The 23,520-nt window shown below is 73.1% G+C and carries 20 protein-coding genes; 16 read left to right on the top strand and 4 right to left on the bottom strand.

Annotation, left to right across the window (positions count from 1 at the left end):
- The 16 genes from asnB (at position 1) to AB0435_RS01735 (ending at position 20,618) form a co-directional block, all read left to right on the top strand.
- Complete coding sequence (gene asnB, locus AB0435_RS01810; protein WP_366425937.1) at positions 1-1,956, top strand: asparagine synthase (glutamine-hydrolyzing); 1,956 nt, start codon at positions 1-3, stop codon at positions 1,954-1,956.
- Entirely contained in the window at positions 1,953-4,127 is a 2,175-nt protein-coding gene (locus tag AB0435_RS01805; RefSeq protein ID WP_366002369.1) for a bi-domain-containing oxidoreductase, read from the top strand. The genes asnB and AB0435_RS01805 overlap by 4 nt, the downstream gene beginning before the upstream one ends.
- Entirely contained in the window at positions 4,124-6,106 is a 1,983-nt protein-coding gene (locus AB0435_RS01800) for an alginate lyase family protein (protein WP_366425936.1), read from the top strand. Before AB0435_RS01805 ends, AB0435_RS01800 begins: the two co-directional genes overlap by 4 nt.
- Positions 6,107-6,114: 8 nt before the next feature.
- Complete coding sequence (locus AB0435_RS01795; protein ID WP_366002371.1) at positions 6,115-7,638, top strand: right-handed parallel beta-helix repeat-containing protein; 1,524 nt, start codon at positions 6,115-6,117, stop codon at positions 7,636-7,638.
- Position 7,639: 1 nt separating this feature from the next.
- Positions 7,640-8,938, top strand: coding sequence for an O-antigen ligase domain-containing protein (locus tag AB0435_RS01790; protein ID WP_366002372.1), 1,299 nt, complete (start codon positions 7,640-7,642; stop codon positions 8,936-8,938).
- Positions 8,939-8,946: 8 nt separating this feature from the next.
- The gene (locus AB0435_RS01785) at positions 8,947-10,221 is read left to right on the top strand and encodes a glycosyltransferase (protein ID WP_366426034.1); all 1,275 of its coding nucleotides are present in this window, start codon (positions 8,947-8,949) and stop codon (positions 10,219-10,221) included.
- Positions 10,218-11,453 (top strand): class I SAM-dependent methyltransferase, encoded by a 1,236-nt coding sequence (locus AB0435_RS01780; protein ID WP_366425935.1) that lies wholly within the window; start codon positions 10,218-10,220, stop codon positions 11,451-11,453. The genes AB0435_RS01785 and AB0435_RS01780 overlap by 4 nt, the downstream gene beginning before the upstream one ends.
- Positions 11,450-12,253 (top strand): glucose-1-phosphate cytidylyltransferase, encoded by an 804-nt coding sequence (locus tag AB0435_RS01775; protein ID WP_366002374.1) that lies wholly within the window; start codon positions 11,450-11,452, stop codon positions 12,251-12,253. The genes AB0435_RS01780 and AB0435_RS01775 overlap by 4 nt, the downstream gene beginning before the upstream one ends.
- The gene (locus AB0435_RS01770; protein WP_366425934.1) at positions 12,250-12,897 is read left to right on the top strand and encodes a PIG-L deacetylase family protein; all 648 of its coding nucleotides are present in this window, start codon (positions 12,250-12,252) and stop codon (positions 12,895-12,897) included. Before AB0435_RS01775 ends, AB0435_RS01770 begins: the two co-directional genes overlap by 4 nt.
- 3 nt (positions 12,898-12,900) lie before the next feature.
- Positions 12,901-13,926 carry an SDR family oxidoreductase gene (locus AB0435_RS01765; RefSeq protein ID WP_366002376.1) on the top strand — a complete coding sequence of 342 codons (1,026 nt, stop codon included), beginning with the start codon at positions 12,901-12,903 and terminating at the stop codon, positions 13,924-13,926.
- Complete coding sequence (locus AB0435_RS01760) at positions 13,914-15,197, top strand: DUF4910 domain-containing protein (RefSeq protein ID WP_366002377.1); 1,284 nt, start codon at positions 13,914-13,916, stop codon at positions 15,195-15,197. The genes AB0435_RS01765 and AB0435_RS01760 overlap by 13 nt, the downstream gene beginning before the upstream one ends.
- The gene (locus AB0435_RS01755) at positions 15,194-16,513 is read left to right on the top strand and encodes a hypothetical protein (RefSeq protein WP_366425933.1); all 1,320 of its coding nucleotides are present in this window, start codon (positions 15,194-15,196) and stop codon (positions 16,511-16,513) included. The genes AB0435_RS01760 and AB0435_RS01755 overlap by 4 nt, the downstream gene beginning before the upstream one ends.
- On the top strand, positions 16,510-17,457 hold the full coding sequence (locus AB0435_RS01750) for a glycosyltransferase family 2 protein (RefSeq protein WP_366425932.1): 948 nt from the start codon (positions 16,510-16,512) through the stop codon (positions 17,455-17,457). Before AB0435_RS01755 ends, AB0435_RS01750 begins: the two co-directional genes overlap by 4 nt.
- Complete coding sequence (locus tag AB0435_RS01745; RefSeq protein WP_366005966.1) at positions 17,454-18,692, top strand: polysaccharide pyruvyl transferase family protein; 1,239 nt, start codon at positions 17,454-17,456, stop codon at positions 18,690-18,692. The genes AB0435_RS01750 and AB0435_RS01745 overlap by 4 nt, the downstream gene beginning before the upstream one ends.
- Positions 18,689-19,240 carry a dTDP-4-dehydrorhamnose 3,5-epimerase gene (rfbC, locus tag AB0435_RS01740; protein WP_366005967.1) on the top strand — a complete coding sequence of 184 codons (552 nt, stop codon included), beginning with the start codon at positions 18,689-18,691 and terminating at the stop codon, positions 19,238-19,240. The genes AB0435_RS01745 and rfbC overlap by 4 nt, the downstream gene beginning before the upstream one ends.
- A 73-nt stretch (positions 19,241-19,313) precedes the next feature.
- Positions 19,314-20,618 carry a glutamate-1-semialdehyde 2,1-aminomutase gene (locus AB0435_RS01735; RefSeq protein ID WP_366006008.1) on the top strand — a complete coding sequence of 435 codons (1,305 nt, stop codon included), beginning with the start codon at positions 19,314-19,316 and terminating at the stop codon, positions 20,616-20,618.
- 16 nt (positions 20,619-20,634) lie between these two features.
- Here the strand turns inward: AB0435_RS01735 and AB0435_RS01730 are convergent, their stop codons facing one another.
- The 4 genes from AB0435_RS01730 to AB0435_RS01715 are packed head-to-tail and all read right to left on the bottom strand — an operon-like array spanning position 20,635 to position 23,513.
- Entirely contained in the window at positions 20,635-21,288 is a 654-nt protein-coding gene (locus AB0435_RS01730) for a phosphatase PAP2 family protein (protein ID WP_366005968.1), read from the bottom strand.
- Between the two features lie 58 nt (positions 21,289-21,346).
- Positions 21,347-22,312 carry a pirin family protein gene (locus tag AB0435_RS01725; RefSeq protein WP_366425931.1) on the bottom strand — a complete coding sequence of 322 codons (966 nt, stop codon included), beginning with the start codon at positions 22,310-22,312 and terminating at the stop codon, positions 21,347-21,349.
- Between the two features lie 26 nt (positions 22,313-22,338).
- Positions 22,339-22,743: a tetratricopeptide repeat protein gene (locus AB0435_RS01720; protein ID WP_366005970.1), complete on the bottom strand. Its 405-nt coding sequence runs from the start codon at positions 22,741-22,743 to the stop codon at positions 22,339-22,341.
- Between the two features lie 56 nt (positions 22,744-22,799).
- A complete protein-coding gene (locus AB0435_RS01715) occupies positions 22,800-23,513 on the bottom strand; it encodes a phosphatase PAP2 family protein (RefSeq protein ID WP_366005971.1) in 714 nt (237 codons plus the stop codon).
- Between the last annotated feature and the right edge of the window lie 7 nt (positions 23,514-23,520).

Raw genomic sequence — 23,520 nt, 5'->3', positions numbered from 1 at the left:
ATGTGTGGCATAGCAGGCACTTATCGATGGCCGGACGGGAAGGCCGTGACCGACCGGCTCACCGAGACCCTCGCCCACCGCGGTCCGGACGGGGCGGGCCGGTACAGCCACCCCGCCGGTGACGGCGAGGTGCACCTCGGGCACCGCCGGCTGGCCATCATCGACCTGTCCGGGACCGGCGCCCAGCCGATGGTCTCGGACGGCCTCGCCCTGACGTACAACGGCGAGCTGTACAACGCGCCCGAACTGCGCGCCGAGCTGGCGGCCGCCGGGGTGCGCTTCCGCGGTACCTCCGACACCGAGGTGCTGCTGGAGGCATGGCGGCGCTGGGGCACGGACTGCCTGCCCCGGCTCCGCGGCATGTTCGCGTTCGCGGTCTTCGACGAGCGGACCGGTGACCTGGTGCTCGCCCGCGACCAGCTCGGCATCAAGCCGCTGTTCCTGCTCCGGCGCGGTGCGGGCCTGGTGTTCGCCTCCGAGCTCAAGGCGCTCGCCGCCGTGACCGGCGGGTCGCTCCAGGTGGACCATGCGGCGCTGGTGGCCTCGCTGCTGTACTACTGGGTGCCGGACTCGCGCTGCGCGTTCCGCGAAGCGGGGAAGCTGCCGCCGGGGAGCTGGCTGAAGTGCCGGCCCGACGGGCGGGTGGAGCGCGGCCGGTACTGGCACTTGAAGGACGTCGCCGCCGAGGGCCGGGAGCGGGCCCGGAGCGGCGAGCGGCCGGACCTGGCCGCCGTCGTCGAGGAGTCGACCCGGCGCCACCTGCTCTCCGACGTCCCCGTGGCGACCTTCCTCTCCGGCGGTCTCGACTCCAGCTACCTGACCGCGCTGGCGGCCCGCCACCAGCCCGGGATCTCGGCCTACACGATCGGGTTCCGCGCCGAGGACGCCAAGTTCGAGGCGATGCCGGACGATCTGCGCTACGCCCGGCAGGTGGCCCGGCGGTTCGGCGTCGACCTGCACGAGATCGAGATCGCCCCGGACGTGCTCGACCTGCTGCCGCGGATGACGTACCACCTGGACGAGCCGATCGGCGACCCCGCCGCGATCAACACGTACCTGATCTGCTCGGCCGCCCGGGAGGCCGGGGTCAAGGTGATGCTCTCGGGGATGGGCGCCGACGAGCTGTTCGCCGGCTACCGCAAGCACCTGGCCAACCTGCTCGCGCTGCGCTACCAGCGCGTCCCGCGACCGCTGCGGCGCGGCCTGTCCGCGGCCGTGGACAGGCTGCCGGTCGCCACCTCCCGCCGGGGGTACCGGTCGGTGCGCTTCGCGAAGCGGTTCCTCTCCTTCGCCGATCTGCCGGAGGAGACCGCGTTCCGGCGCAGCTACACCATGTACGACCAGGACGAGCTGCTCGCCTTGATCCACCCGGACCTGGCCGGGACGGTCGAGGACGTGCTGACCGAGCACGCGGACACCTACCGGGACAACGACCTCGACGACTTCGTCAACCGCATGTGCCTGGGCGACGCCCGGATGTTCCTGCCGGGCCTGAACCTCGCGTACACGGACCGGTCGAGCATGGCCGCGTCGACCGAGGTGCGGGTGCCGTACGTGGACGTCGAGGTGGTCGAGGCGGCGTTCGCCGTGCCCGGCGACCGCAAGATCGTCGGACGGCAGGGCAAGGCCGTGCTCAAGGAGGCGGCCGCCTCGATCCTGCCCCGGGAGATCGTGTACCGGCCCAAGGGCCTGTTCAGCGCCCCGCTGCGCGCCTGGATGAGCCGGGATCTGGCACCGCTGGTGCGCGAGGTGGTGCACGACGGCGTGCTCGTCCGTTCCGGGTTCCTGCGCCGCGACGCGCTGGCGCGGCTCGTCGCCGAGGACGCCGCCGGGCAGCGGGACTTCTCCAAGCATCTGTGGCACGTGCTGACCCTCGAGTACTGGTACCGCGGCGCGACCTCCGGGTCCGGCCAGAACTCCCCTTTCGACGGCGTAGAGACAAGAGGAATGCGTTGAAACAGGTCGTGCAGAACTACAAGAGCGGCGAGCTGGCGGTACTCGACGTGCCGGTGCCGGGGTGCAAGCCGGGCGGTGTGCTGGTCCGCAGCGCCTACTCGCTGATATCCACCGGGACCGAGCTCATGAAGGTGTCCGAGGCCGGCATGTCGATGCTGGGCAAGGCCCGCTCCCGTCCGGACCAGGTGGCCAAGGTCGTGCAGAGCGTGGCCACCAACGGAGTGCCCGCCACCTACCGCAAGGTGATGGGCAAGCTGGACTCCTACACGCCGCTGGGCTACTCGCTGTGCGGGGTGGTCGAGCAGGCCGGCACCGGGATCGACGACGTGGCGGTCGGTGACCTCGTGGCCTGCGCCGGCAACGAGCACGCGCTGCACGCCGAGCTGAACTGGGTGCCGAAGAACCTCTACGCCCGGGTGCCGGACGGCCTCGCGCCGCGGCACGCGGCCTTCGGCACCGTCGGGTCCATCGCGTTGCAGGGCGTCCGCCGCGGCGAGTCGCAACTCGGCGACGTGGCGCTGGTCATCGGCCTCGGGCTGATCGGGCAGCTGGTGGTGCAGCTGCTGGCCGCCTCGGGAGTCCGCGTCGTCGGGGCCGACCCCGACCCGGTGCGCTGCGAGCTCGCCGAGCGCCTGGGCGCCGCGGCCTGCGGGGACCCCGCGTCCGCGGCCGTGGAGGCCGCCGTCGCCGAACTCACCGGCGGCCACGGCGTGGACCAGGTGTACCTGGCGGCCGGCGGCGGCAGCAACCAGCCCGTCGAGCTGGCCGCCCGGCTGAGCCGGGACCGCGGCCGGGTCGTCGACATCGGCAAGTGCCGCCTGGACCTCCCGTGGAACGCGTACTACGAGAAAGAGCTCGACGTCCGCTTCTCCCGCAGTTACGGCCCCGGGCGCTACGACCCGGAGTACGAGCTGGAGGGCCGGGACTACCCGATCGGCCACGTGCGCTGGACCGAGCGCCGCAACCTGGCGTGCTTCCTCGATCTCCTCGCCCGCGGCCGCGTCGACGTGGAGCCCCTGGTCTCCCACACGGCCGATTTCGACGACGCCGTCGAGACGTACCAGCGTCTGAAGGACGGCGACCTGAAGGCCGTGGCCGTGCTGTTCCGGTACCCCGGACACGAGGCGGAAGCCGAGGCCCCGGCGGTCGCGGTGCCCACGGTGAACGTGCGGCGGAGTCCGGCCCGGGCCGCCAGGACGCCGGTGCGGCTCGCGTTCGTCGGCGCGGGAAACTACGCGACCTCCATGCTGCTGCCGCACCTGGCACAGCGCGACGGCGTCGAGTTGTCGGCCGTCGTCACCACGACGGCGCTGTCCGCGGCCAACGCGCAGCGGAAGTTCGGCTTCGCCCGGGCGACCAGCGACCTCGACGCCGTGCTCGGCGACCCGTCCGTCGACGCGGTGTTCGTGGTCACCCGGCACAGCTCGCACGCCGAACTGACCCGAAGGGCACTGCTGGCCGGCAAGACGGTGTTCGTGGAGAAGCCGCTGGCGCTCACCGAGGACGAGCTGACCGGCGTGCTCGCGGCCGTGGAGGAGTCCGGCAACGACCGGATACAGGTGGGCTTCAACCGCCGGTTCGCGCCACTGCTCCAGGAGGCCAGGAAGCGGTTCGGGGCCCGGACCGGTCCGGCGAGCGTCCGCTACCTGGTCAACGCGGGCCGCCTCGAACACGGCAGCTGGTACCTCCGGCAAGGCTCCGAGGGCTCGCGGTTCGCCGGCGAGGGCGGACACTTCATCGACACGGTGAGCTGGCTGCTCGGCGCCGACCCGGTCTCGGTGTACGCGGTCGCCACATCCGGCAACAACGAGGACCTGCAGATCGTGCTGCGCTACCCGGACGGCTCCACCGCCACCATCAGCTACGTCACCACCGGCGCGCCCGGCTTCCCCAAGGAGACCCTCGACCTCGTCGCCGACGGCAAGGTCCTGAAGCTGGACGACTTCGTCCGCGCCTCGGTCCACGGCCCCGAGCGGTGGGTCAGCTCGCGGCTGCCCAAGGCCCGGGACAAGGGCCAGAACGCCGAACTGGCCGCCTTCGTCAAGGCCGTACGGACCGGCGGGCCGATGCCGGTGCCGCTGGAGTCCCTCGTCGCCACCACGGCCGCGACCCTCGCCGTGCGGACCGGCCTGGCCGGCGGCGCGCCGGTGACGTTGGCGAGGGCGCGATGAGCATGAGCGCGGGCTGGTACTTACGACGGCTTTCCCGCATGGGGCCGCGGGAGGTCGGCGGCCGGGTGGGCGACGCGGTGCGCAGGCGGCGGTGGCGGTCGGCGCGGCCGGCCTGCCCGACCGTGACCGGCGCCCGGTTCACCGCGGTACTGCCCGCGGGGACGATCGCCGCGGTGCCACCGGCCGCCGCGAAACGTCTCCTCGCGGAGGCGGACCGGCTGATGGCCGGGCACGCCGAGTACTTCGGGGTGGACCGCGACGACCTGGCCGACCCGGACTGGTGGTACGACCCGAAGACCGGGCGCAGGGCTCCGTGGGGCTACGCCTTCGACGTGCCGTACCGGAACGAGGAGGTGGCCGGGGACATCAAGCAGATCTGGGAGCTGTCCCGGCACCAGTACCTCACCGTGCTCGCCGCCGCCTACGCGATCACCGGGAACGAGCGGTACGCCGAGCGAGTGGCCGAGCACCTGCGGTCGTGGTGGGCGGCCAACCCACCGCTGCGCGGCGTGCACTGGACCAGCGGCATCGAGCTGGGCATCCGGCTGCTCTCCTGGGTGTGGATCCGACGGCTGCTCGACGGCTGGCCGGGCGCGGCCGGGCTGTTCGAGGACAACCCGGCGGCGCGGAACCAGATCTGGCACCACCAGCGCTGGCTGGCCGCCTTCCCCAGCCGGGGGTCCTCGGCGAACAACCACGTCATCGCCGAGGCCGCCGGGCAGTTCGCGGCGGCCTGCGCGTTCGGGTGGTTCCCCTCCTCGGCGCGCTGGCGGGCCGACGCCCTGCGGTCGCTGGAGAGAAACCTGCGCGGCAACACCTTCGCCTCCGGCCTCAACCGCGAGCTGGCCACCGAGTACCACGGACTCGTGCTGGAACTCGGCCTGGCCGCGCTGGCCGAGGCGGATGCCGCCGGCGTGCCGGTCCCCACGTCCGTCCGGCTGGTGCTGCTGCGGATGACCGACGCGCTCGCGGCCGTCGTGGACAGCCGCCTGCGGACACCCCGTCAGGGGGACGCGGACGACGGCCACGGCCTGGTCCTGGACGGCGCGGGCACCGACCGCTGGGCGTCGCTGCTGGCCACCGGGGACGCCGTGTTCGGCTCTCTCGCCTGGTGGCCGGCGGTGGCCGGCGCCGATGCGCGCACCGCGCTGCTGGCGGCGCTCATCCGGCCGTACGCGAGGAACGGAACCGTGCCGGCCGTGAGCCGCCCGGCAAGCCGGCCGGGCCACTTCGCCGACGCGGGCATGACCATCCTGCGCGGCCCGGCAGGGATCTGGTGCCGCTGCGACGGCGGTCCGCACGGCTTCCTGTCCATCGCCGCGCACGCCCACGCGGACGCGCTGTCCGTGGAGGTCCGGCACGACGGGGTCGACGTGCTCGCCGACCCGGGGACGTTCTGCTACCACGGGCAGCCCGAGTGGCGGCAGTTCTTCCGGTCGACCCTCGGCCACAACACCCTGCAACTGGACGGCACCGACCAGTCGGTCTCCGGCGGCCCGTTCCTCTGGACCCGGCACGCCCGCAGCCGCGTCCTGGTCGCGGACCCCTCCGGCGCCTCCGACGGGACGGCCCGCTGGTGCGCCGAGCACGACGGCTACCAGCGCTCCGTGCACCGCCGCCGGGTGGAGCTGACGGCCGCGAGCCAGGAGCTGAGGGTGGTCGACGAGGTCCGCGGCCGACACGGCCCGCGCCGGGCCGTGCGCCTGGCGTTCCACCTCGGCCCGGCGGTCGCCGCGGACCTGGTGGGGAACCTGGCGGTGCTCACCTGGACCCGGGACGGCGAGGACCGCTCAGCGGTCCTCGACCTGCCCGGGCAGCTGCGCTGGCGGGCGCATCGCGGTGAGACCGACCCGCCGCTGGGCTGGTACTCCGCCGGCTTCGGGCGCAAGGAACCCGCCACGACGCTGATCGGCACCGGCTCCGCCGACGGCACCGCGCCGTCGGGGGAGTTCACCACCGTACTCAGGTTCCACGGCTAGGAGGACGTGTGGGGAACAAGCGGCGGAACTGGGCGTTACTGGCGGCCCTGGCCCTGTCGGCGACCGGCTGTGCGAGCACGTCGGGCGGTGACCGGACGGAGCCGACCGCCCCGCCGTCCACGTCCGCGGCCCGGTCCGCGGCCAAGGTGTGCGCCAAACCCGCGGCCGGGCCGGCGAAGGCACCGGCGGGCGCGGTGACGGTCGACCCCGCGGTGGCCGGTGACCTGGCCGCGAAGACCAGGAGCAGCCCCCCGAAGACCACGTTCTGGCTCCTGCCGGGCACGCACAAGCTCGAACAGGACCGCTACGCCCAGGTCATCCCCAAGGAGGGGGACAGCTACCTCGGCGCGCCGGGCGCGGTGCTCGACGGCCGGAAGACCAACCAGTACGCGTTCGGCGGCACCGCCGGCGACGTCTCCATCCGCTACCTGACCGTGCAGGGATTCGTCGCGCCGCAGAACGAGGGCGTGGTCAACCACGACTCGGCCGACGGGTGGGTGATCGAGCACGCGGCGATCCAGTACAACTCCGGTGCCGGGCTGATGGCCGGTGCCCACCAGCGGGTCCGCGCCAGCTGCCTGCGCGGCAACGGGCAGTACGGAATGAACGCGTACAAGACCGGCGGCCCCATCAGCGGCCTGGTGCTCGAAGGCAACGAGATCGTGGCCAACAACACCGACGACTGGGAGCGGAAGCAGCAGGGCTGCGGCTGCACGGGCGGCGTCAAGTTCTGGGCCGTCAACGGCGCCGATGTACGGGGCAACTGGGTGCACGACAACCGCGGAACCGGGTTGTGGGCGGACACCAACAACAACGACTTCCGCATCGAGGACAACGTGCTGGAGGCCAACGACGGTGCCGCGCTGATCTACGAGACCAGCTACAACGCGGTCATCCGCAACAACACGATCCTGCGGAACAACTGGGTCGAGGGCCGCAAGTACGCCGACCGCGGCGACAACTTCCCCTATCCGGCCGTCTATCTGTCCGAGTCCGGCGGCGAACCACGGATCCGGGCCCGCACGGACAAGATCGAGATCTACCGGAACGTGCTGGAGAACAACTGGTCCGGGATCACCCTCTGGGAGAACGCCGACCGGTTCTGCAACAGCCCGGCCAACACCTCGACCGGCGACTGCACGCTGCTGGTGCGGCGCTCCGACCGCTGCGCGCGGCCGACGATCGCCACCACACCGCTCTACGCCGACTGCCGGTGGAAGACCCAGCGGGTGGACATCCACGACAACCGCTTCGTGCTGGACGAGTCGGTCGTCAAGTGCACGGCGAAGTGCGACCGCATGGCGGTGCTGGCCAACTACGGCACCTACCCGGACTGGTCGCCGTACCAGGGCGAGCGGGTGGCCCAGGCGATCACCCTCAAGCAGGACAACCGCTGGCACGACAACGTCTACCTCGGACCGTGGAAGTTCGTCGCCCACGACCCGAGCCGGGTCCTCGACTCCGGGCAGTGGCAGGGCGCGCCGTACCAGCAGGACGCGGGCAGCACCTTCGCCCCACAGGACGGTGGCTGAGATGGGCGAAGGCCCCGGGCTCGATGGGCTGTCGGCCGGACCGGACACGGCGGATACGCTGCCCGGCGCCGCACCGCGCCCCGCCGGCGCACCGAGGGTCGTCGGGGTCGTCTGGGGGCTGCTGATCCTCAACACGCTCGGCTCCGCCGGGGCGAGGACCATCGTGCCGCTGCCCCGCTCCTTCATCCAGGTCGTCACCATGGGCGCGCTGGTCGCCGCGTTCGCGCTGGCGCTCATGGTCAATCCCCGGCTGCGGATCCGGGCCGGCGCCTTCCTGTTCCTGCTCACCCTGCTGCTGGTGCCGAGCGTGATCTCCAGCGCGCACCTGGAGTCCGGGTTCGGCGCACTGTTCCGGTGCGGCCGGCTGGCTCTCTTCGCCGGCACGCTGTGGCTGCTCAGCCACCGGTGGGACGGCGGCCTGACGTTCGTCCGGCACCACATCCGGGTGTACTTCGCGGTGCTCGGGTCGGTGGCCGCCGGCCTGGCCGTCTCACCGGGCGCGGCCATGCCCGGGCTCTACGGCGGGCGGCTGGTGGGCGCGTTGTGGCCGCTCACGCCGCCGCAGATCGGACAGTACGCCGCGGTGGTCATCGGGCTCACCGTGCTGCTCGTGCTGGGCCGCCGGACCGACAGGGTCAGCGCGACGGTGATCATCGTGCCGTCGCTCGTCCTGCTCGCGCTGACCCACACCCGGACGGCCACGCTCGGCCTGTTCATCGGGCTGGCGTTGGCGATCGGCTCGCTCGTCCTGACCAGTGCCGCGGCCCGCCGCTTCTTCACCTGGGCGGTGCTCAGCGCCGCGGTGGCCGCAGTGGCGCTCGGCCCCCTGCTCCAGGCGTGGTTCCTGCGCGGACAGAGCCAGGAGAACTTCACCAGTCTCACCGGCCGGGCCAAGGTCTGGGACGCCTTGCTGGCAGCGCCCCGGACGCCCCTGGAGAAGCTGTTCGGCGTGGGCCTGGGCGACAAGTCCTTCGGCGGGCTGCCGATCGACAACAGCTGGCTGGCCGTCTACCACGAGCAGGGCATGACCGGCATCGCCCTGGTGGCGGCGATCATCATCGTGCTGGGCGGCGTCGCGCTGCTGCGGCCACCGTCGCTGCCGAGAGCCTGCGCGATCTTCCTGATCAGCTACTGCGCGATCGCGTCGTACACCGAGTCCGGACTGGGCGACGCCTCGCCGTACCTGCTGCATCTGGCCGTGGCCGCCTCGCTGTTGGCGGCACCCGCCGCGGCCACGCCCCTCGCGGTGCCCGAAGCCCCTCGACGACATACCCCGCGATGGGCCGGGGACCGGAGGTGACCGCACGCATGCACGTCCTCGTGGTGCACAACCGCTACTCCTCGGCGCAGCCGAGCGGGGAGAACAACGTCGTCGACCAGGAGGTGGGGCTGCTGCGCGCGGCCGGCCACCGGGTCGGGGTGTTCGAGCGGCGCAGCGACGACATCGCCGCCCGGTCCCTGCCGGGCAAGGTCGCGGTGCCGCTGCTGGTGCCGTGGAACCCGGCGGTCCGCGCGGAGCTCGCCGCCCGGCTCCGCGCCGAGCGGCCGGACGTGGTGCACGTCCACAACGTCTTCCCGCTCCTGTCGCCCGCGGTGCTGGCGGCCTGTGCCGACGCCGGCGTGCCCGCCGTCGCCACGCTGCACAACTACGCCCAGGTCTGCCCACCCGGCACGCTGCAGCGGGACGGCCGGCCGTGCACCGAGTGCGTCGGGTCGGCGCCGCTGCCCGCCGTCCGGCACGGCTGCTACCGGAACTCCCGGCTGGCGACGGTGCCGCTCGCGGTCAGCCTGTCGGTCAACCGGCGGCGGTGGTGGACCGGCGTGCAGCGGTTCTTCTGCATCTCCGCGGCGCAGCGCGACGTCCTGGTGCGGGCCGGCATGCCGGCCGAACGGCTGGCGGTGAAGCACAACTTCGTGCCCGAGCCGGGCGTCCGCCGATCGGGCGCCGGCGAGCACGTGCTCTATCTCGGCCGGCTCGCGGAGGCCAAGGGCGTGCGGCTGCTGATGGCCGCGTGGGACGCGATCGCCGCGGAAGGCGGGGTGGGCGTACCGCTCGTGGTCGCGGGCGCCGGGCCACTGGAGCGGGAGGTGACCGCCTGGGCGGCGGGCCGGGACGACGTGCGGTACGTCGGCCTGTACGGCCCGGAGGAGTGCCGGCGGGCCATCGCGCGATCGGTCGCGGTGGTGGCTCCCTCGACGTGGCTGGAGGCGTTCGGCCTGGTGGTCGTGGAGGCGATGGCGGCGGGGGTCCCGGCCGTCGCCGCCGGGCACGGCGCCTTCGTCGAACTCGTCGAGGACGGGGTGACCGGGCTGCTGCACCGGCCGGGCGATCCCGCCTCGCTCGCGTCCTGCCTGCGCCGGATCACGGCCGACCCGGCTTCCAACCGGGAGATGGGCCGGGCGGCCCGGCGCCGTTACGAGCAGGCGTTCAGCCCGGCAGTCGGGCTGGAGCGCCTGGTGGAGGGGTACCGCGCCGTGATCGCGGCGCGGTCCGGCGGCGGGGACGGCCCGCCGCCGGCAGGGGACAACAGCACCGGCTCGCGGCGGGGGCTCCCGCGCGAGCGGGATGGGGGCAGTAGATGACACGATGCAGACTCTGCGGCTCGGCGGCGCTGGCGAGCGTCGTCGACCTCGGGGCGACCCCGCCGTGCGAGAGCTTTCTCGCCGCGGACCAACTGGACCGGCCGGAGCCGGCGTACCCGCTGCACCTGCGGGTCTGCACCGACTGCTGGCTCGCGCAGATCCCGCCGCTGATCACCCCGGAGGAGACGTTCACGCAGTACGCGTACTTCTCCTCCTTCTCGACCTCCTGGGTGGAGCACGCGCGCACGTTCGTCACCGACGCCGTGCAGCGGGTGGGTCTCGGCCCCGACGCCTTCGTCGTCGAAGTGGCGAGCAACGACGGGTACTTGCTGAAGCACGTGGTGGACCGCGGGATCCGCTGCCTCGGCATCGAGCCGTCGGTGAACGTCGGCGCCGCCGCGCGGGACGCGGGCGTGCCCACGCTCACGGAGTTCCTGTCCCCGGCCACCGGCTCGGCCGTCCGCGCCGAGCACGGCCCGGCGGACCTGGTCGTGGCCAACAACGTGTACGCGCACATCCCCGACGTCGTCGGGTTCACCCAGGGGCTGCGCGCCCTGGTCGCCGACGACGGCTGGGTCTCCGTCGAGGTGCAGCACCTGCTGACCCTGATCGAGGAGAACCAGTACGACACGATCTACCACGAGCACTTCCAGTACTACACGGTCGCTTCCGCGACCCGGGCGCTGGCGAGCGGCGGACTCGCGCTCGTGGACGTCGAGTTGCTGCCCACGCACGGCGGCTCCATCCGGCTGTGGGCCCGGCCGGCCGAGGCGGCCGGCGAGCCGACCCGCCGGGTGGCCGAAGTGCTGGACCAGGAGAAGGCCGCCGGGCTGCGGGAGCTGTCCGGGTACACCGAGTTCTCCGCCCGGGTGGCCAAGGTGCGCCGGGACCTCCTGCGGTTCCTGATCGAGGCGGCCGAGCGCGGCGAGACGGTGGTCGGCTACGGCGCCCCGGGCAAGGGCAACACCCTGCTCAACCACTGCGGCATCCGGCCCGACCTGCTCCCGTACACGGTCGACCGCAACCCCTACAAACACGGCAGGTTCACCCCGGGCACCCGCATCCCGATCCTGCCGCCCGAGCGGATAGCGGCCGACAGACCGGACTACGTCCTCGTCCTCCCGTGGAACCTGCGGGCCGAGCTGGCCGAGCAGTTGTCGTTCGTGCACGCCTGGGGCGGCCGGCTGGTCTTTCCCATCCCGGAACTGAGCATTGTCGAGGTCAAGCCATGAAGGTCGTTCTGTTCTGCGGCGGTTACGGGCTGCGCATGCGCAGCGGTGCCGCGGACGACATGCCCAAGCCGATGGCGATGGTCGGCCCGCGGCCACTGATCTGGCACGTCATGCGCTACTACGCGCACTTCGGGCACACGGAGTTCATCCTGTGTCTCGGATACGGGGCCCACCACATCAAGGACTTCTTCCTCAACTACGAGGAGACGACGTCGAACGACTTCGTGCTGCGCGGCGGGCGGACCGAGCTGCTGTCCACCGACATCGCCTCCTGGACGATCACCTTCGTGCAGACCGGCATCGAGTCACCGATCGGGGAGCGGCTGCGCCGGGTGCGCCACCACCTGGACGGCGACGAGATGTTCCTCGCCAACTACGCCGACGTGCTCACCGACGCCCCGCTGCCGGAGATGATCGACCGGTTCGCCCGGCGCGACGCCGGCGCGTCGATGATGGTGGTGCCGCCGCAGTCCTCGTTCCACTGCGTGGACCTGGGCGAGGACGGCCTGGTGGGGGGCATCACCGCGGTGAGCGAACTGCCGCTGTGGGAGAACGGCGGCTACTTCGTGCTCCGTCAGGAGATCTTCGACCACATCCCGGAGAACGGGGACCTGGTCGCCGACGGCTGCGCCCAGCTGGCCAAGCGTGGCCGGCTGGTGGCGCACCAGCACCGCGGCTTCTGGAAGCCGACCGACACCGTGAAGGAGCGGGCCGCGCTGGACGCCGCCTACGCCCGGGGCGACTGCCCGTGGGCCGTCTGGGAACACGGTGGCGCGGGCGCCGGGGCGAGGACCGCGTGATCCGGCTCGGCGCCGGGCGCCTGGACCGGATCGTCGCGGTGGGCGCGCACTGCGACGACATCGCCATCGGCGCCGGCGGCACGCTGCTGACGCTGTGCCTCGCGCGTCCGGGTGTCCGCGTCGACGCGCTGGTGCTCTCCGGCGGTGGCAGCGAGCGCGAGCAGGAGGAGCGGGCCGCGCTCGCCGCCTTCTGCCCGGGCGCCGAACTGCATCTGACCGTGCACAAGTTGCCCGACGGCCGCCTGCCCGCCCACTGGGAGGAGGCCAAGGCCGCCGTCGAGGAACTGCGCGCGGAGGCCGAGCCGGATCTCGTCCTCGCCCCGCGCGCCGATGACGCGCATCAGGACCACCGCTGCCTGGCGAAGCTGATCCCCACCGCGTTCCGCGACCACCTGGTCCTCGGCTACGAGATCGCCAAGTGGGACGGCGATCTCGGCCGCCCGTCGGCGTACCAGCCGCTGTCGCCCGGGATCGCCGAGCGAAAGGCGCGGCTGCTGCAGGAGCACTACCCCTCGCAGCGGCACCGGCCCTGGTACGACCGGGAGGCCTTCCTCGGCCTCGCCCGGATCCGCGGCATCGAATGCCACGCGCGCTACGCCGAGGCGTTCGCCGTCACCAAACTCACTCTCGACCTGGGGGATTGAACCTTGCGCGTACTGCTGACCGGACACCAGGGCTACCTGGGCACCGTGATGGCCCCGGTCCTCACGGCCGCCGGGCACGAAGTCGTCGGTCTCGACGCCGGCCTGTTCGCCGACTGCGTGCTGGGCCCGCCGCCCGCGGACCCGCAGGGACACCGGGTGGACCTGCGCGACGTCACGGCCGAGCACGTGGCCGGGGTGGACGCCGTGATCCACCTGGCCGCCCTCTCCAACGACCCGCTGGGATCGCTGGCGCCGGAACTCACCTACGACATCAACCACCACGCGTCCGTACGCCTGGCCCGGCTGGCCCGCGACGCCGGAGTGCGGCGCTTCCTGTACGCGTCGACCTGCTCGGTCTACGGCGCCGCCGGCGGGAGCGACCTGGTGACCGAGGACGCCCCGCTGCGCCCGGTGACGCCGTACGCGGAGTCCAAGGTGCGGGTGGAGGACGACCTGCACACGCTGTCCGACGGCGACTTCAGCCCGGTGTACATGCGCAACGCCACCGCCTTCGGCTACTCACCCAGGCTGCGCGCCGACATCGTGCTGAACAACCTGGTGGGCCACGCGCTCCTGTCCGGCGAGGTGCTGGTGCTCTCCGACGGCACCCCCTGGCGCCCGCTGGTGCACGCCGCCGATATCGCACGGGCCTTCGCGGCCGCGCTGACCGCGCCGCGCGAAGCGGTGCACGACCGGGCGTTCAACATCGGGAGCGAGATCAACAACGTCACGGTCGCCGAGATCGCCGAGCAGGTCGCCGAGGCGGTGGCGGGCGCGAAGGTGGTGATCACCGGGGAGACCGGCGCCGACCCGCGGTCCTACCGGGTGGACTTCTCCCGCTTCCGCGCCGCGATACCCGGCTTCGACTGCGCGTGGACGGTGAAGCAGGGCGCCGTCGAACTCGCCGACGCCTACCGGAAGTTCGGGCTGACCCGCGAGGACTTCGAGCGGCGCTTCACCCGCCTCGCCGTGCTGCGCGCGGCCTCCGACGCCGGTGCCGTCGACGACACCCTGCGGTGGCGCCGATGACCGCGGTCGGCGAGGAGATGCACGCGCTGGTGGAGCGGTTGTACCCGCTGTGCCGGAGCATCACCGGCGACGGTGTGCGCGCCACCCTGGAGATCGTCGACGAGTACGTCCCGCTACAGGTGCACGAGGTGCCGACCGGGACGCAGGTGCTCGACTGGACGGTGCCACAGGAGTGGAACATCCGGGACGCGTACGTCGCCGACGCCGCGGGCCACCGGGTCGTCGACTTCGCCGCGTCCAGCCTGCACGTGCTCGGCTACAGCGTGCCGGTGTCGGCGGCCATGCCGCTGGCCGAGCTGCGCGCACACCTGCACACCCTGCCGGACCACCCCGCCTGGGTGCCGTACCGCACCAGCTACTACAAGCCGGAATGGGGGTTCTGCCTGGCCCAGGAGACCCTGGACGCGCTGCCGGACGGCGAGTACGAGGTGTGCGTCGACTCCACACTCGCGGACGGTCACCTCACCTACGCCGAGCACGTGGTCCCCGGGCAGGTCGCCGACGAGGTGATCGTCTCCTGTCACGTCTGCCACCCGTCGCTGGCCAACGACAACCTGGCCGGCATCGCGGTGGCGACGTTCCTGGCACGGGCGCTGGCCGAGCGGACGCCGTACTACACCTACCGCTTCCTCTTCGCGCCCGGCACCATCGGTGCGATCACCTGGCTGGCCCGCAACGCGGAGCGGATCGACCGCGTCAAGCACGGCCTCGTGCTCGCGTGCGCGGGCGACCGGGGGCAGCTGACGTACAAGCGGAGCAGGCGCGGCGACGCGGAGATCGACCGGGTGATGCGGCACGTGCTGACCGCGTCCGAACGCCCGCACCGCGTCGCCGAGTTCACTCCGTACGGCTATGACGAGCGGCAGTTCTGCTCGCCCGGGTTCGACCTCGGGGTGGGCTCGCTCAGCCGGACCCCGTACGCCGGCTACCCCGAGTACCACACCTCGGCGGACAACGTGGACTTCGTCTCCCCGGAGGCGATGGCGGACACGCTCGCCGTCTGCCGCGAGGCGTTCGCCGTGCTGGACCGCAACCGGCGGTACGTCAACCTCAGCCCTTACGGCGAGCCGCAGCTGGGCCGGCGCGGGCTGTACGACTCGCTCGGCGGCCGCAGCGACGCGAAGCAGGCCGAGATGGCCATGCTCTGGGTGCTCAGCCTCTCCGACGGCGAGCACGGTCTGCTGGACGTCGCCGAGCGGTCCGGGCTGCCCTTCGACACCGTCGCCGCCGCGGCCGGCGCCCTGCACGGCGCCGGGCTGATCAAGGCATGACGCCGGTGCCCACCGAGGGGGAGAGGGCGACGACACCGGCGGCCCCGGCCGGAGACACCGGGCGGACCGCCAAGCGGGCCATGGCCGGCCGGCTGTCCTGGGGACTGGCCGACCAGGCGGCCTCCAGCCTGTCCAACTTCGTGGTGGGCATCTACGTGGCACGCTCGCTGGGGCTCGCCGCGTTCGGTGTCTTCAGCCTGGCCTGGGTGACCTACGGCGTGGTGCTCAGCGTCTCCCGCGGGCTGGCCACCGACCCGCTCGTGGTGCGCTTCAGCGGTGTGCCGGACGCGTCCTGGCGCGGGGCGGTGGCCCGGTCGTCGGGTACCGCGCTCGGCGTCGGTGCCGCCATCGGCGCGGTGTGCCTGGTGGCCGGCCTCGCACTCGGCGGCCGCGTGGGGCCCGCGTTCGCCTGCCTCGGCGTCGTACTGCCGGGCCTGTTGCTCCAGGACGCCTGGCGGTACTCGTTCTTCGCCGCGGGCACCGGGCGGAAGGCGTTCGTCAACGACCTCGTGTGGGGCGTCGCGCTCGTCCCGGCCATGGTGGTGGCGGCCCGCGCGGGCAGCGTGGCCGCGTTCGTGCTCGCCTGGGGCGCGTCCGCCGCGGTGGCCGGGGCGTACGGCTGTCTTCAGTCCGGCATCCGGCCCCGGCCGGCCGGGGCCCGCGACTGGCTTCGCGAGCACCGCGACCTCGGCTACCGGTACCTGGTCGAGAACGTCTGCACCAGCGGCGCGAGCCAACTGCGGGCGTACGGGCTCGGCGCGATCGTCGGCGTCAGCGCGGTCGGCGTGGTCCGGGGCGCCGAACTGCTGCTCGGCCCGTTCATGGCCGTGCTGATGGGTCTCTCACTGGTCACCGTCGCGGAGGCGGCACGGGTGCTGCGGCGGGCCCCGCACCGGCTGGGCACGTTCTGCCTCCTGCTGGGCGGCGTCCAGGCCGTCGCCGCGCTGCTCTGGGGCGCGGCGCTGCTGCTGGTGCCGGACCGGCTCGGCGAGCTCGTGCTCGGCGACGTCTGGAGCTCCGCCTCGGGGCTCATCGTGCCGGCCGTGCTCGGCGTCGCGGGCGCCGGCCTCGGCACCGGCGCGGCGGCCGGGCTGCGCGCGCTCGCCGCGGCCCGGCGCAGCCTGCGCAGCCAGCTGTTCGCCTCCACCTGCTACGTCGTCGGCGGGCTCGGCGGTGCGGCCGCCGCCGGCACGACCGGCTCGGCCTGGGGCGTCGCCGCCGCGACCGGCTGCGGCTCGGCCGTGTGGTGGCTGCATCTGCGGTCCGCCCTGCGCGAGCGCCACGACAACCCCATCCGCGAAGTGAGGACGCCATGACCGCCCATCCCCGGCTGAGCATCGGCCTGCCCGTCCACAACGGCGAGGAGTACCTCGCCGAGTCGCTCGACGCCCTGCTCGGCCAGACCTACGAGGACTTCGAGCTGGTTGTCTCCGACAACGCCTCGACCGACGGGACCCAGGACATCTGCCGCGCGTACGCCGCGCGGGACCCGCGCGTCCGGTACCTCCGGCTGCCCCGGAACATCGGCGCCGCGCCGAACCACAACTACGTCTTCACCGAGTGCCGCGGCGAACTGTTCAAGTGGGCCTCGCACGACGACCTGTACGCCCGGGACCTGCTGCGGCGCTGCGTGGAGGCGCTGGACGAGCGGCCGGACGTGATCCTCGCGCACTCCGGCCAGGCGGTCATCGACGGCGCCGGCCAAGTGAAGGTCCCGTACGAGTACGGGCTCGCCACCGACTCGCCGCACGCGCCGGAGCGCTTCCGCAGCTTCCTCGTCGAGCCCGGTGGCGACGACTTCTACGGGGTGATGCGGGCCGACGTGCTGCGCCGGGTGAAGCCGCACGACAGCTACCACCACGCGGATCGCACGTTCGTCGCCGAGATCGTCCTGCACGGGCCCTTCCACCAGGTGCCGGAGCTGCTGTACTTCCGCCGCGACCACCCCACCCGCGCCGAGCGGGCGAACCCTTCCAAGCGCGCCCGGTGCGTCAACCTGGACCCGCGCCGGGCAGGCCCGCTGCACCCGACGCCCCGGCTGCTCGCCGAGTACGTCTGGGGCTTCGTCGCGGCGATCAGGCGGGCGCCGCTGTCCCCGGCCGAACGGCGCGCGTGCTACCGCCACCTGGCCGCATGGCTGAAGAGCCGGGCCCGGCCGGCCGCCGGCGAGCGGGTCGAGGACCGCGCCCCCGTCGACCCGGGCCTGCTCACCGTCTCCGTCGACGCCCTCGTCGCGGGCCGTGAGGGGAGGCGGGCATGACGTCAGCCGACGGAACTCCGGTGCGCGTCGGGGTGTTCGGCCTGCTCGGATCCGGCAACCTCGGCAACGACGGGTCGCTCGAAGCCGTGCTCGGGTACCTCCGCGCCGAGCACCCGGAGGCGGTCGTGGACGCGCTGTGCGGCGGGCCCGAGGCCGTCGCGGCCCGGTACCGGATACCCGCGACGCGGCTGCACTGGTACGGCGGGGAGTACCGGACCGCGTCACGCGCGGGCGCGATCGCGGCCAAGGGCCTCGGCAAACTCGTCGACGCCGTCCGCACCGCCGCCTGGGTGCGCCGGCACGACGTGGTGATCGTGCCGGGCATGGGCGTCCTGGAGGCCACGCTGCCGCTGCGGCCGTGGGGCTTCCCGTACGCGCTGTTCCTGCTCTGCGCGACCGGCCGGCTGTTCGGCACCCCGGTCGCGCTGGTCGGCGTGGGCGCCGCCGCGATCGGCCGCCGGCCGACCCGCGCCCTGGTGCGCTGGTCGGCGCGGCTGGCCACGTACAGGTCGTACAGGGACGCCCTGTCCCGCGACGCGATGCGGGCGATGGGCGTGGACACCGCGCGCGACGAGGTCTACCCGGACCTCGCGTTCGCCCTGCCGACGCCGCGGGCCGGCGCGTCCTCCGGTCCGCCGGGCCTGGTCTGCGTCGGCGTCATGGACTTCCACGGCAGCGACGACGACCGCTCCCGGGCCGAGGAGATCCACCGGCGCTACCTCGACGGGACGACTCGCTTCGTCCGCGCGCTGGTCGACGACGGCAGACCGGTCCGGCTGCTCACCGGCGACGAGGTCGACCGGCCCGTGGTCGCCGCGATCCTCGACGCCGTGGACTCGCCGCTGGTCACCGCTGCCGGGCCGGCCTCGCTGGCCGACCTGATGGAGGAGACGGCGGCCGCCGGCACCGTGGTGGCGACCCGATACCACAACCTGATCTGCGCGCTGAAGGCCGGCACGCCGACGCTCGCGCTCAGCTACGCGGCGAAGAGCGATGCGCTCATGGACCGGATGGGTCTCGCCGCATACTGCCACCCGGCGCGCGAGGTCGACGCGGACCGGCTGCTGGAGCAGTTCCGGGCGCTGGAGAAGCGGTCGGCGGAGCTGCGGCAGACCCTCGCCGAGCGGAACCTGGTCGCCTCCCGGCAACTGGAGGCCCAATTCGCCGAGTTGACCGCGGCCCTGTTCCCGGCGGCCGGCCACGCCCATGTCCACGCACGGCAGGAGGCTCCATGAAGGCGACCGAAGTCCCGGAGATCGACGGCGCGTACCTCTTCGAGCCGACGCCGTACGCCGACGAGCGCGGCTTCTTCTGCCGCACCTTCGACGCCGACGTGGTCCGCTCGGTGGGCCTCGACCCGGACGCCTTCATCCAGGACAGTGTGTCCCGCTCGGCCCGCGGTGTGCTGCGCGGCCTGCACCTGCGCTCCGGCGCCGGCGAGGCCAAGCTGGTGCGGTGCTCGTACGGGAGGATTTTCGACGTCGTCGTGGACCTGCGGACGGACTCGCCGACCTACCGCAACCGGGCCTTCTTCGAGCTGTCCGGCGAGACGCAGGTGACCCTGTACATCCCGGCGGGCTGCGCGCACGGCTTCCAGGCGCTGACCGAAACCGCCGACACCTCGTACCGGATCGACCGCCCGCACGATCCGGCCGAGGATGTGACGATCGCCTTCGACGACCCGGAGCTCGCCATTCCGTGGCCGCTGCCGGCCATGTCGATGTCCCGGCGGGACCGGGAGGCACCGAGCCTCGCCGAGGTCCTCAAGCGAAAGGAGAGGTGAGGTCGGCGTGCACTCCCAAGACCCCCAAGACTTCCAGGATGTCGAAGGCACCACAGGCACCGAAGAGTTCCTCCTGCCCCGGTCGCGGCTGGCGAACGAGCGGCTGCACGCCATGATCCCCGGGGGCGCGCACACCTACGCCAAGGGCGACGACCAGTACCCCGACGACCTGGCCCCGGTCATCAGCCACGGCCGCGGTGCCCACGTGTGGGACGTCGACGGCAACCGCTACGTCGAGTACGGCTCCGGCCTGCGGTCGGTCAGCCTCGGCCACGCCCACCCCCGCGTGACCGAGGCGGTGCGGCGGGAACTCGACCGTGGCAGCAACTTCGTCCGGCCGTCCATCGTGGAGGTCGAGGCCGCGGAACGCTTCCTGGCCACGGTGCCGACCGCCGAGATGGTGAAGTTCGCGAAGAACGGCTCCGACGCCACCACCGCCGCGGTGCGCCTCGCCCGCGCCGCCACCGGGCGCCCGCGGGTGGCCATCTGCGCCGACCATCCGTTCTTCTCCGTCGACGACTGGTTCATCGGCACCACGCCGATGTCCGCCGGTGTCCCGGCGGCGACCACCGAGCTCACCGTGGCGTTCCCTTACGGGGACCTGGCCGCCACGGAGGAACTGCTCGCCCGGTACGAGGACGAGGTCGCCTGCCTGATCCTCGAACCCGCCACCCACACCGAGCCGCCGCCCGGGTACCTCGCCGGCCTGCGCGAGCTGGCCGACCGGCACGGCTGCGTGCTGATCTTCGACGAGATGATCACCGGCTTCCGCTGGTCCGAGGCGGGCGCCCAGGGCCTGTACGGCGTCGTCCCCGACCTCTCCACGTTCGGCAAGGCGCTGGGCAACGGATTCGCCGTCTCCGCGCTGGCCGGGCGCCGCGACCTGATGGAGCGGGGCGGGCTGCGGCACTCCGGCGAGCGGGTGTTCCTGCTGTCCACGACGCACGGTGCGGAGACGCACTCGCTGGCCGCCGCGATGGCCGTGCAGACCACCTATGCCGAGGAGGGCGTCACCGCGCGACTGCACACCCTCGGCGAGCGGTTGGCCGCCGGTGTCCGCGACGCCGCGGCAAGCATGGGCGTCGGCGACCACATCGTCGTCCGGGGCCGGGCCAGCAACCTGGTCTTCGCCACCCTCGACGAGAACGGGCAGCCGTCGCAGCGGTACCGCACCCTGTTCCTGCGCCGGCTCCTCGCGGGCGGGGTGCTGGCCCCCTCGTTCGTGGTGAGCAGCGCGCTCGACGACGCCGACATCGACCACACCGTCGACGTGGTGGCCGAGGCCTGTGCGGTGTACCGGAAGGCACTGGACGCCGCTGACCCCAACCCCTGGCTGGCGGGGCGGCCGGTGAAGCCGGTATTCCGCCGCTTGGCATGATGTGACGTCAATGGCGCTACGGCCGAACGGCGTTGGCGGCCCGGTCGACCAGCCACGCGGTCGCCGGTATCACCGCCAGCGCGGTGCACCAGCCGCCGAGGACGTCGGTCGGATAGTGCGCGCCCAGGGCGACCTGGGCCCAGCCCATGGCGGCGCCGGCGACCAGCGCCGCGGCGAGCACGAGCGACGTACGGGCCGTCCTGCCGAGGCCGAGCCGGCCGGTCGCGAGCAGCGCCGACGTGAGAGCGAGCGCGGTGAAGAAGGCGGTGTGCCCGCTGGGGTAGGAGAGGTTGCCGTCGCCGTGGATGGTGCGTCCCACCAGGTGCTTGAGCAGCGTCGCCGTCCCCACGGCCGCGCCGGTGCCGACGACGACGAGCACCGCCGCACGAGGCCGCCGGAGCAGCAGGCAGCCGGTCACGGCGGCCACGACCAGCGTCGCCGATCCTGCGGGCTCCCCCAAGGAGTCCATGGCCAGGGCGACATGCCGCCACGGCGGCCGCACGCTGTCCGCCGTCGGCTGGACGATCCACCTGTCCACCCTGCCGGGCTGACTGTGACCGGCGTACAGGACCCCGATCACGACGACCACCAGCGCGGCGAGGACCGCGACCAGCCCGAGCCGCGCGCGCGGCGACGGGGCAGGCACCACGGGCGCCGACCGGCCGTTCACGCGCCCACCGCGTCCGGTCGGTCCGCGGTGGGCCGGCTCATGGCGGCCGGACATCGGGTCAGCGCTCCCGCCCTCGCGGCTTCAGCGGCACCGGCGGGAGCTCCGGGGCCGGGATCGGGGCCCCGTCGTATCCCTTCACCTCGCCGAAGCGGGATCCCTTCATCCAGTCCGAACGGGCCTGCGCGATATCGTCGTTGGAGCGACCGACGAAGTTCCACCACATGACGATGTGTTCCTCGAACGGCTCGCCGCCCAGCAGCATGAATGAGCTGTCCACGTCCGTGCGGAGCGGGAGTTCGGAGCGTCCGCAGCCGAGGTAGAGCATGGAGCCCGGTGCGAGGCGCACGCCGTCCACCTCGGCCTCGCCGGACATGGTCAGGGCCGCGTACTCGAAGTCGGGCCGGACCGGGAGGCGCGCGGAAGCGCCCGCGGGCAGGGTGACGTCGGCGCCCACGAGCGGGCTGAAGGTGGTGGCGGGGGAGGCCGCGCCGTCCAGCTCGCCCATGATGACGGTGGCGCGCAGACCGCCGCCGGTCACCAGCGGCAGCTCGGCGTGGTGCTCCCACGCCGGGGTGGTGTGCCGGTGCGCGTCCGGCAGCGCCACCCACAGCTGGGCGCCGTGCAGCAGGCGCGCGTGCTCGCGCGGGGACTCCTCCGAGTGCGCGATGGCACTCCCCGCCGTCATCAGCCCCAACCGCCCCGGACGCAACGTCTGAAGGCTGCCGAGGCTGTCCCGGTGCAGCACTTCGCCGTCGTGGAGCCAACTGACGGTCTGCAGGCCCATGTGCGGATGAGGGGGCACCTGCATCCCCGGCTCCTGGGCGATGTCGTCCGGGCCGTAGTGGTCGACGAAGCACCACGCGCCGACCATGCGCCGCCCGAGACTGGGCAGCAGGCGGCGCACGACGGTGCTCTCGCCGAGCGGGACCCTCTTCGCGGGCAGCAGCTCCCGCACCGGCCGCGCGGCGACGTCGGCGCGGCCACCGCATTCGGCCGGTGCGGGCCGGAGTTCGAGGTTGCTCATGGAAGCACTGTCCCATCCAGGGGCCGTCATGCGGCAGGCCTGTGGATAACCGTTGCGGCCGGCTGGGCGTAGTCGCCGTTCATGGCGGCGGCCAGCCGGAGGTGGGGCGCCGCTTCGCCGTCCCGGTTCTGCCGTTCCAGCGTGCGCCCGAGCAGCAGATGCGCGTACGCCTCGGCGGGGGCGTGGTCCAGGACGCGCCGCGCCTCGGCCTCGGCCCGGTTCAGCTGGGCGGAGTGGTAGTAGGACCGGGCGAGGAGCAGCCGGGCCGCCAGGTGGGCCGGTTCCGCCTCGACGACGGGTGCCAGGATGCGGGCGGCCTCGGCGTAGTCCTTCGCCTCGAAGAAGAGGTGCGCGCGCTCGTACTCGTCGGCCAGCGGGTGCGGGGACACCGGCACGGCGGCCGTGGGGGAGGACGGGGTGAAAGCGGTCATGGAACGGCTCCTTTCGCCCCCACCAACATAGATGAAGCTTGAACTATTCCGGTGCCTCAGGCCTCTGCCCGCCCGGCCTCCGCTCCGTCGCGCCCCGCCGCCACGGCGTCGTACGCCCACACCGCTCCCGTCACGAGCGCCGCGCCCAGCAGCCAGCCGCCCACCACGTCGGACAGCCAGTGCACACCGAGATAGAGACGGGTGAAGCCCACCCCGATCACCGAGAGCGCTCCCACCGCCAGCGCCGCACGGATTCCGGCGGGGCGTACGCGGTGCAGCCACAGCAGCCACACCACCAGCCCGCACGTCACGGTGGCGGTCAGTGCGTGGCCCGAGGGGAACGCCTGGTAGCTCGCGACGGCCACCGGATCCGGCCAGTGTGGGCGGTCCCGGTCGACAGCCGACTTGAGGGCCTGCTGCACCGCCGTCCCGGCGGCGGACGTCCCCGCGACCCAGGCGATGAGCAGCCACGCGCGCCGCCGCGCCAGCCAGAGTGCCGCCACGGCGAGAACCGCGCGCATGGTCCAGGGGTCCCACAGCCGCTCCGACAGCCAGTGGACGAACCCCGTCCAGCCGTGGTGCCCGACGGCGATCGGGTGCAGCCCGTCGGCCACCCGCCGGTCCAGCGACATGAGCGGACCCCAACCGCAGACGACCAGCGCCAGCAGGGCGAGAAACAGGGCGCAGAGGACGGCAGTTGAGTGCCACCCCACGGCGGGCGCGGGGCGGGGCGGCAGGGCAGGCGCGTCGGAGCGCGTCGGAACATGCATGGCCGGA

Source organism: Streptomyces sp. NPDC051173, from assembly GCF_040689515.1.
In the GTDB taxonomy this organism is placed as follows: Bacteria; Actinomycetota; Actinomycetes; order Streptomycetales; family Streptomycetaceae; genus Streptomyces.
This window is presented reverse-complemented; position numbering and strand designations above follow the sequence as displayed.

Bases quoted from the DNA above. Each gene is read 5' to 3' on its own strand.
- AB0435_RS01790 (WP_366002372.1), top strand. From the start codon at position 7,640: ATGGGCGAAGGCCCCGGGCTCGATGGGCTGTCGGCCGGACCGGACACG.
- AB0435_RS01720 (WP_366005970.1), bottom strand. From the start codon at position 22,743: ATGACCGCTTTCACCCCGTCCTCCCCCACGGCCGCCGTGCCGGTGTCC.
- AB0435_RS01800 (WP_366425936.1), top strand. From the start codon at position 4,124: ATGAGCATGAGCGCGGGCTGGTACTTACGACGGCTTTCCCGCATGGGG.
- rfbC (WP_366005967.1), top strand. From the start codon at position 18,689: ATGAAGGCGACCGAAGTCCCGGAGATCGACGGCGCGTACCTCTTCGAG.
- AB0435_RS01715 (WP_366005971.1), bottom strand. From the start codon at position 23,513: ATGCATGTTCCGACGCGCTCCGACGCGCCTGCCCTGCCGCCCCGCCCC.
- AB0435_RS01755 (WP_366425933.1), top strand. From the start codon at position 15,194: ATGACGCCGGTGCCCACCGAGGGGGAGAGGGCGACGACACCGGCGGCC.
- AB0435_RS01775 (WP_366002374.1), top strand. From the start codon at position 11,450: ATGAAGGTCGTTCTGTTCTGCGGCGGTTACGGGCTGCGCATGCGCAGC.
- AB0435_RS01785 (WP_366426034.1), top strand. From the start codon at position 8,947: ATGCACGTCCTCGTGGTGCACAACCGCTACTCCTCGGCGCAGCCGAGC.
- AB0435_RS01725 (WP_366425931.1), bottom strand. From the start codon at position 22,312: ATGAGCAACCTCGAACTCCGGCCCGCACCGGCCGAATGCGGTGGCCGC.
- AB0435_RS01745 (WP_366005966.1), top strand. From the start codon at position 17,454: ATGACGTCAGCCGACGGAACTCCGGTGCGCGTCGGGGTGTTCGGCCTG.
- AB0435_RS01750 (WP_366425932.1), top strand. From the start codon at position 16,510: ATGACCGCCCATCCCCGGCTGAGCATCGGCCTGCCCGTCCACAACGGC.
- asnB (WP_366425937.1), top strand. From the start codon at position 1: ATGTGTGGCATAGCAGGCACTTATCGATGGCCGGACGGGAAGGCCGTG.
- AB0435_RS01780 (WP_366425935.1), top strand. From the start codon at position 10,218: ATGACACGATGCAGACTCTGCGGCTCGGCGGCGCTGGCGAGCGTCGTC.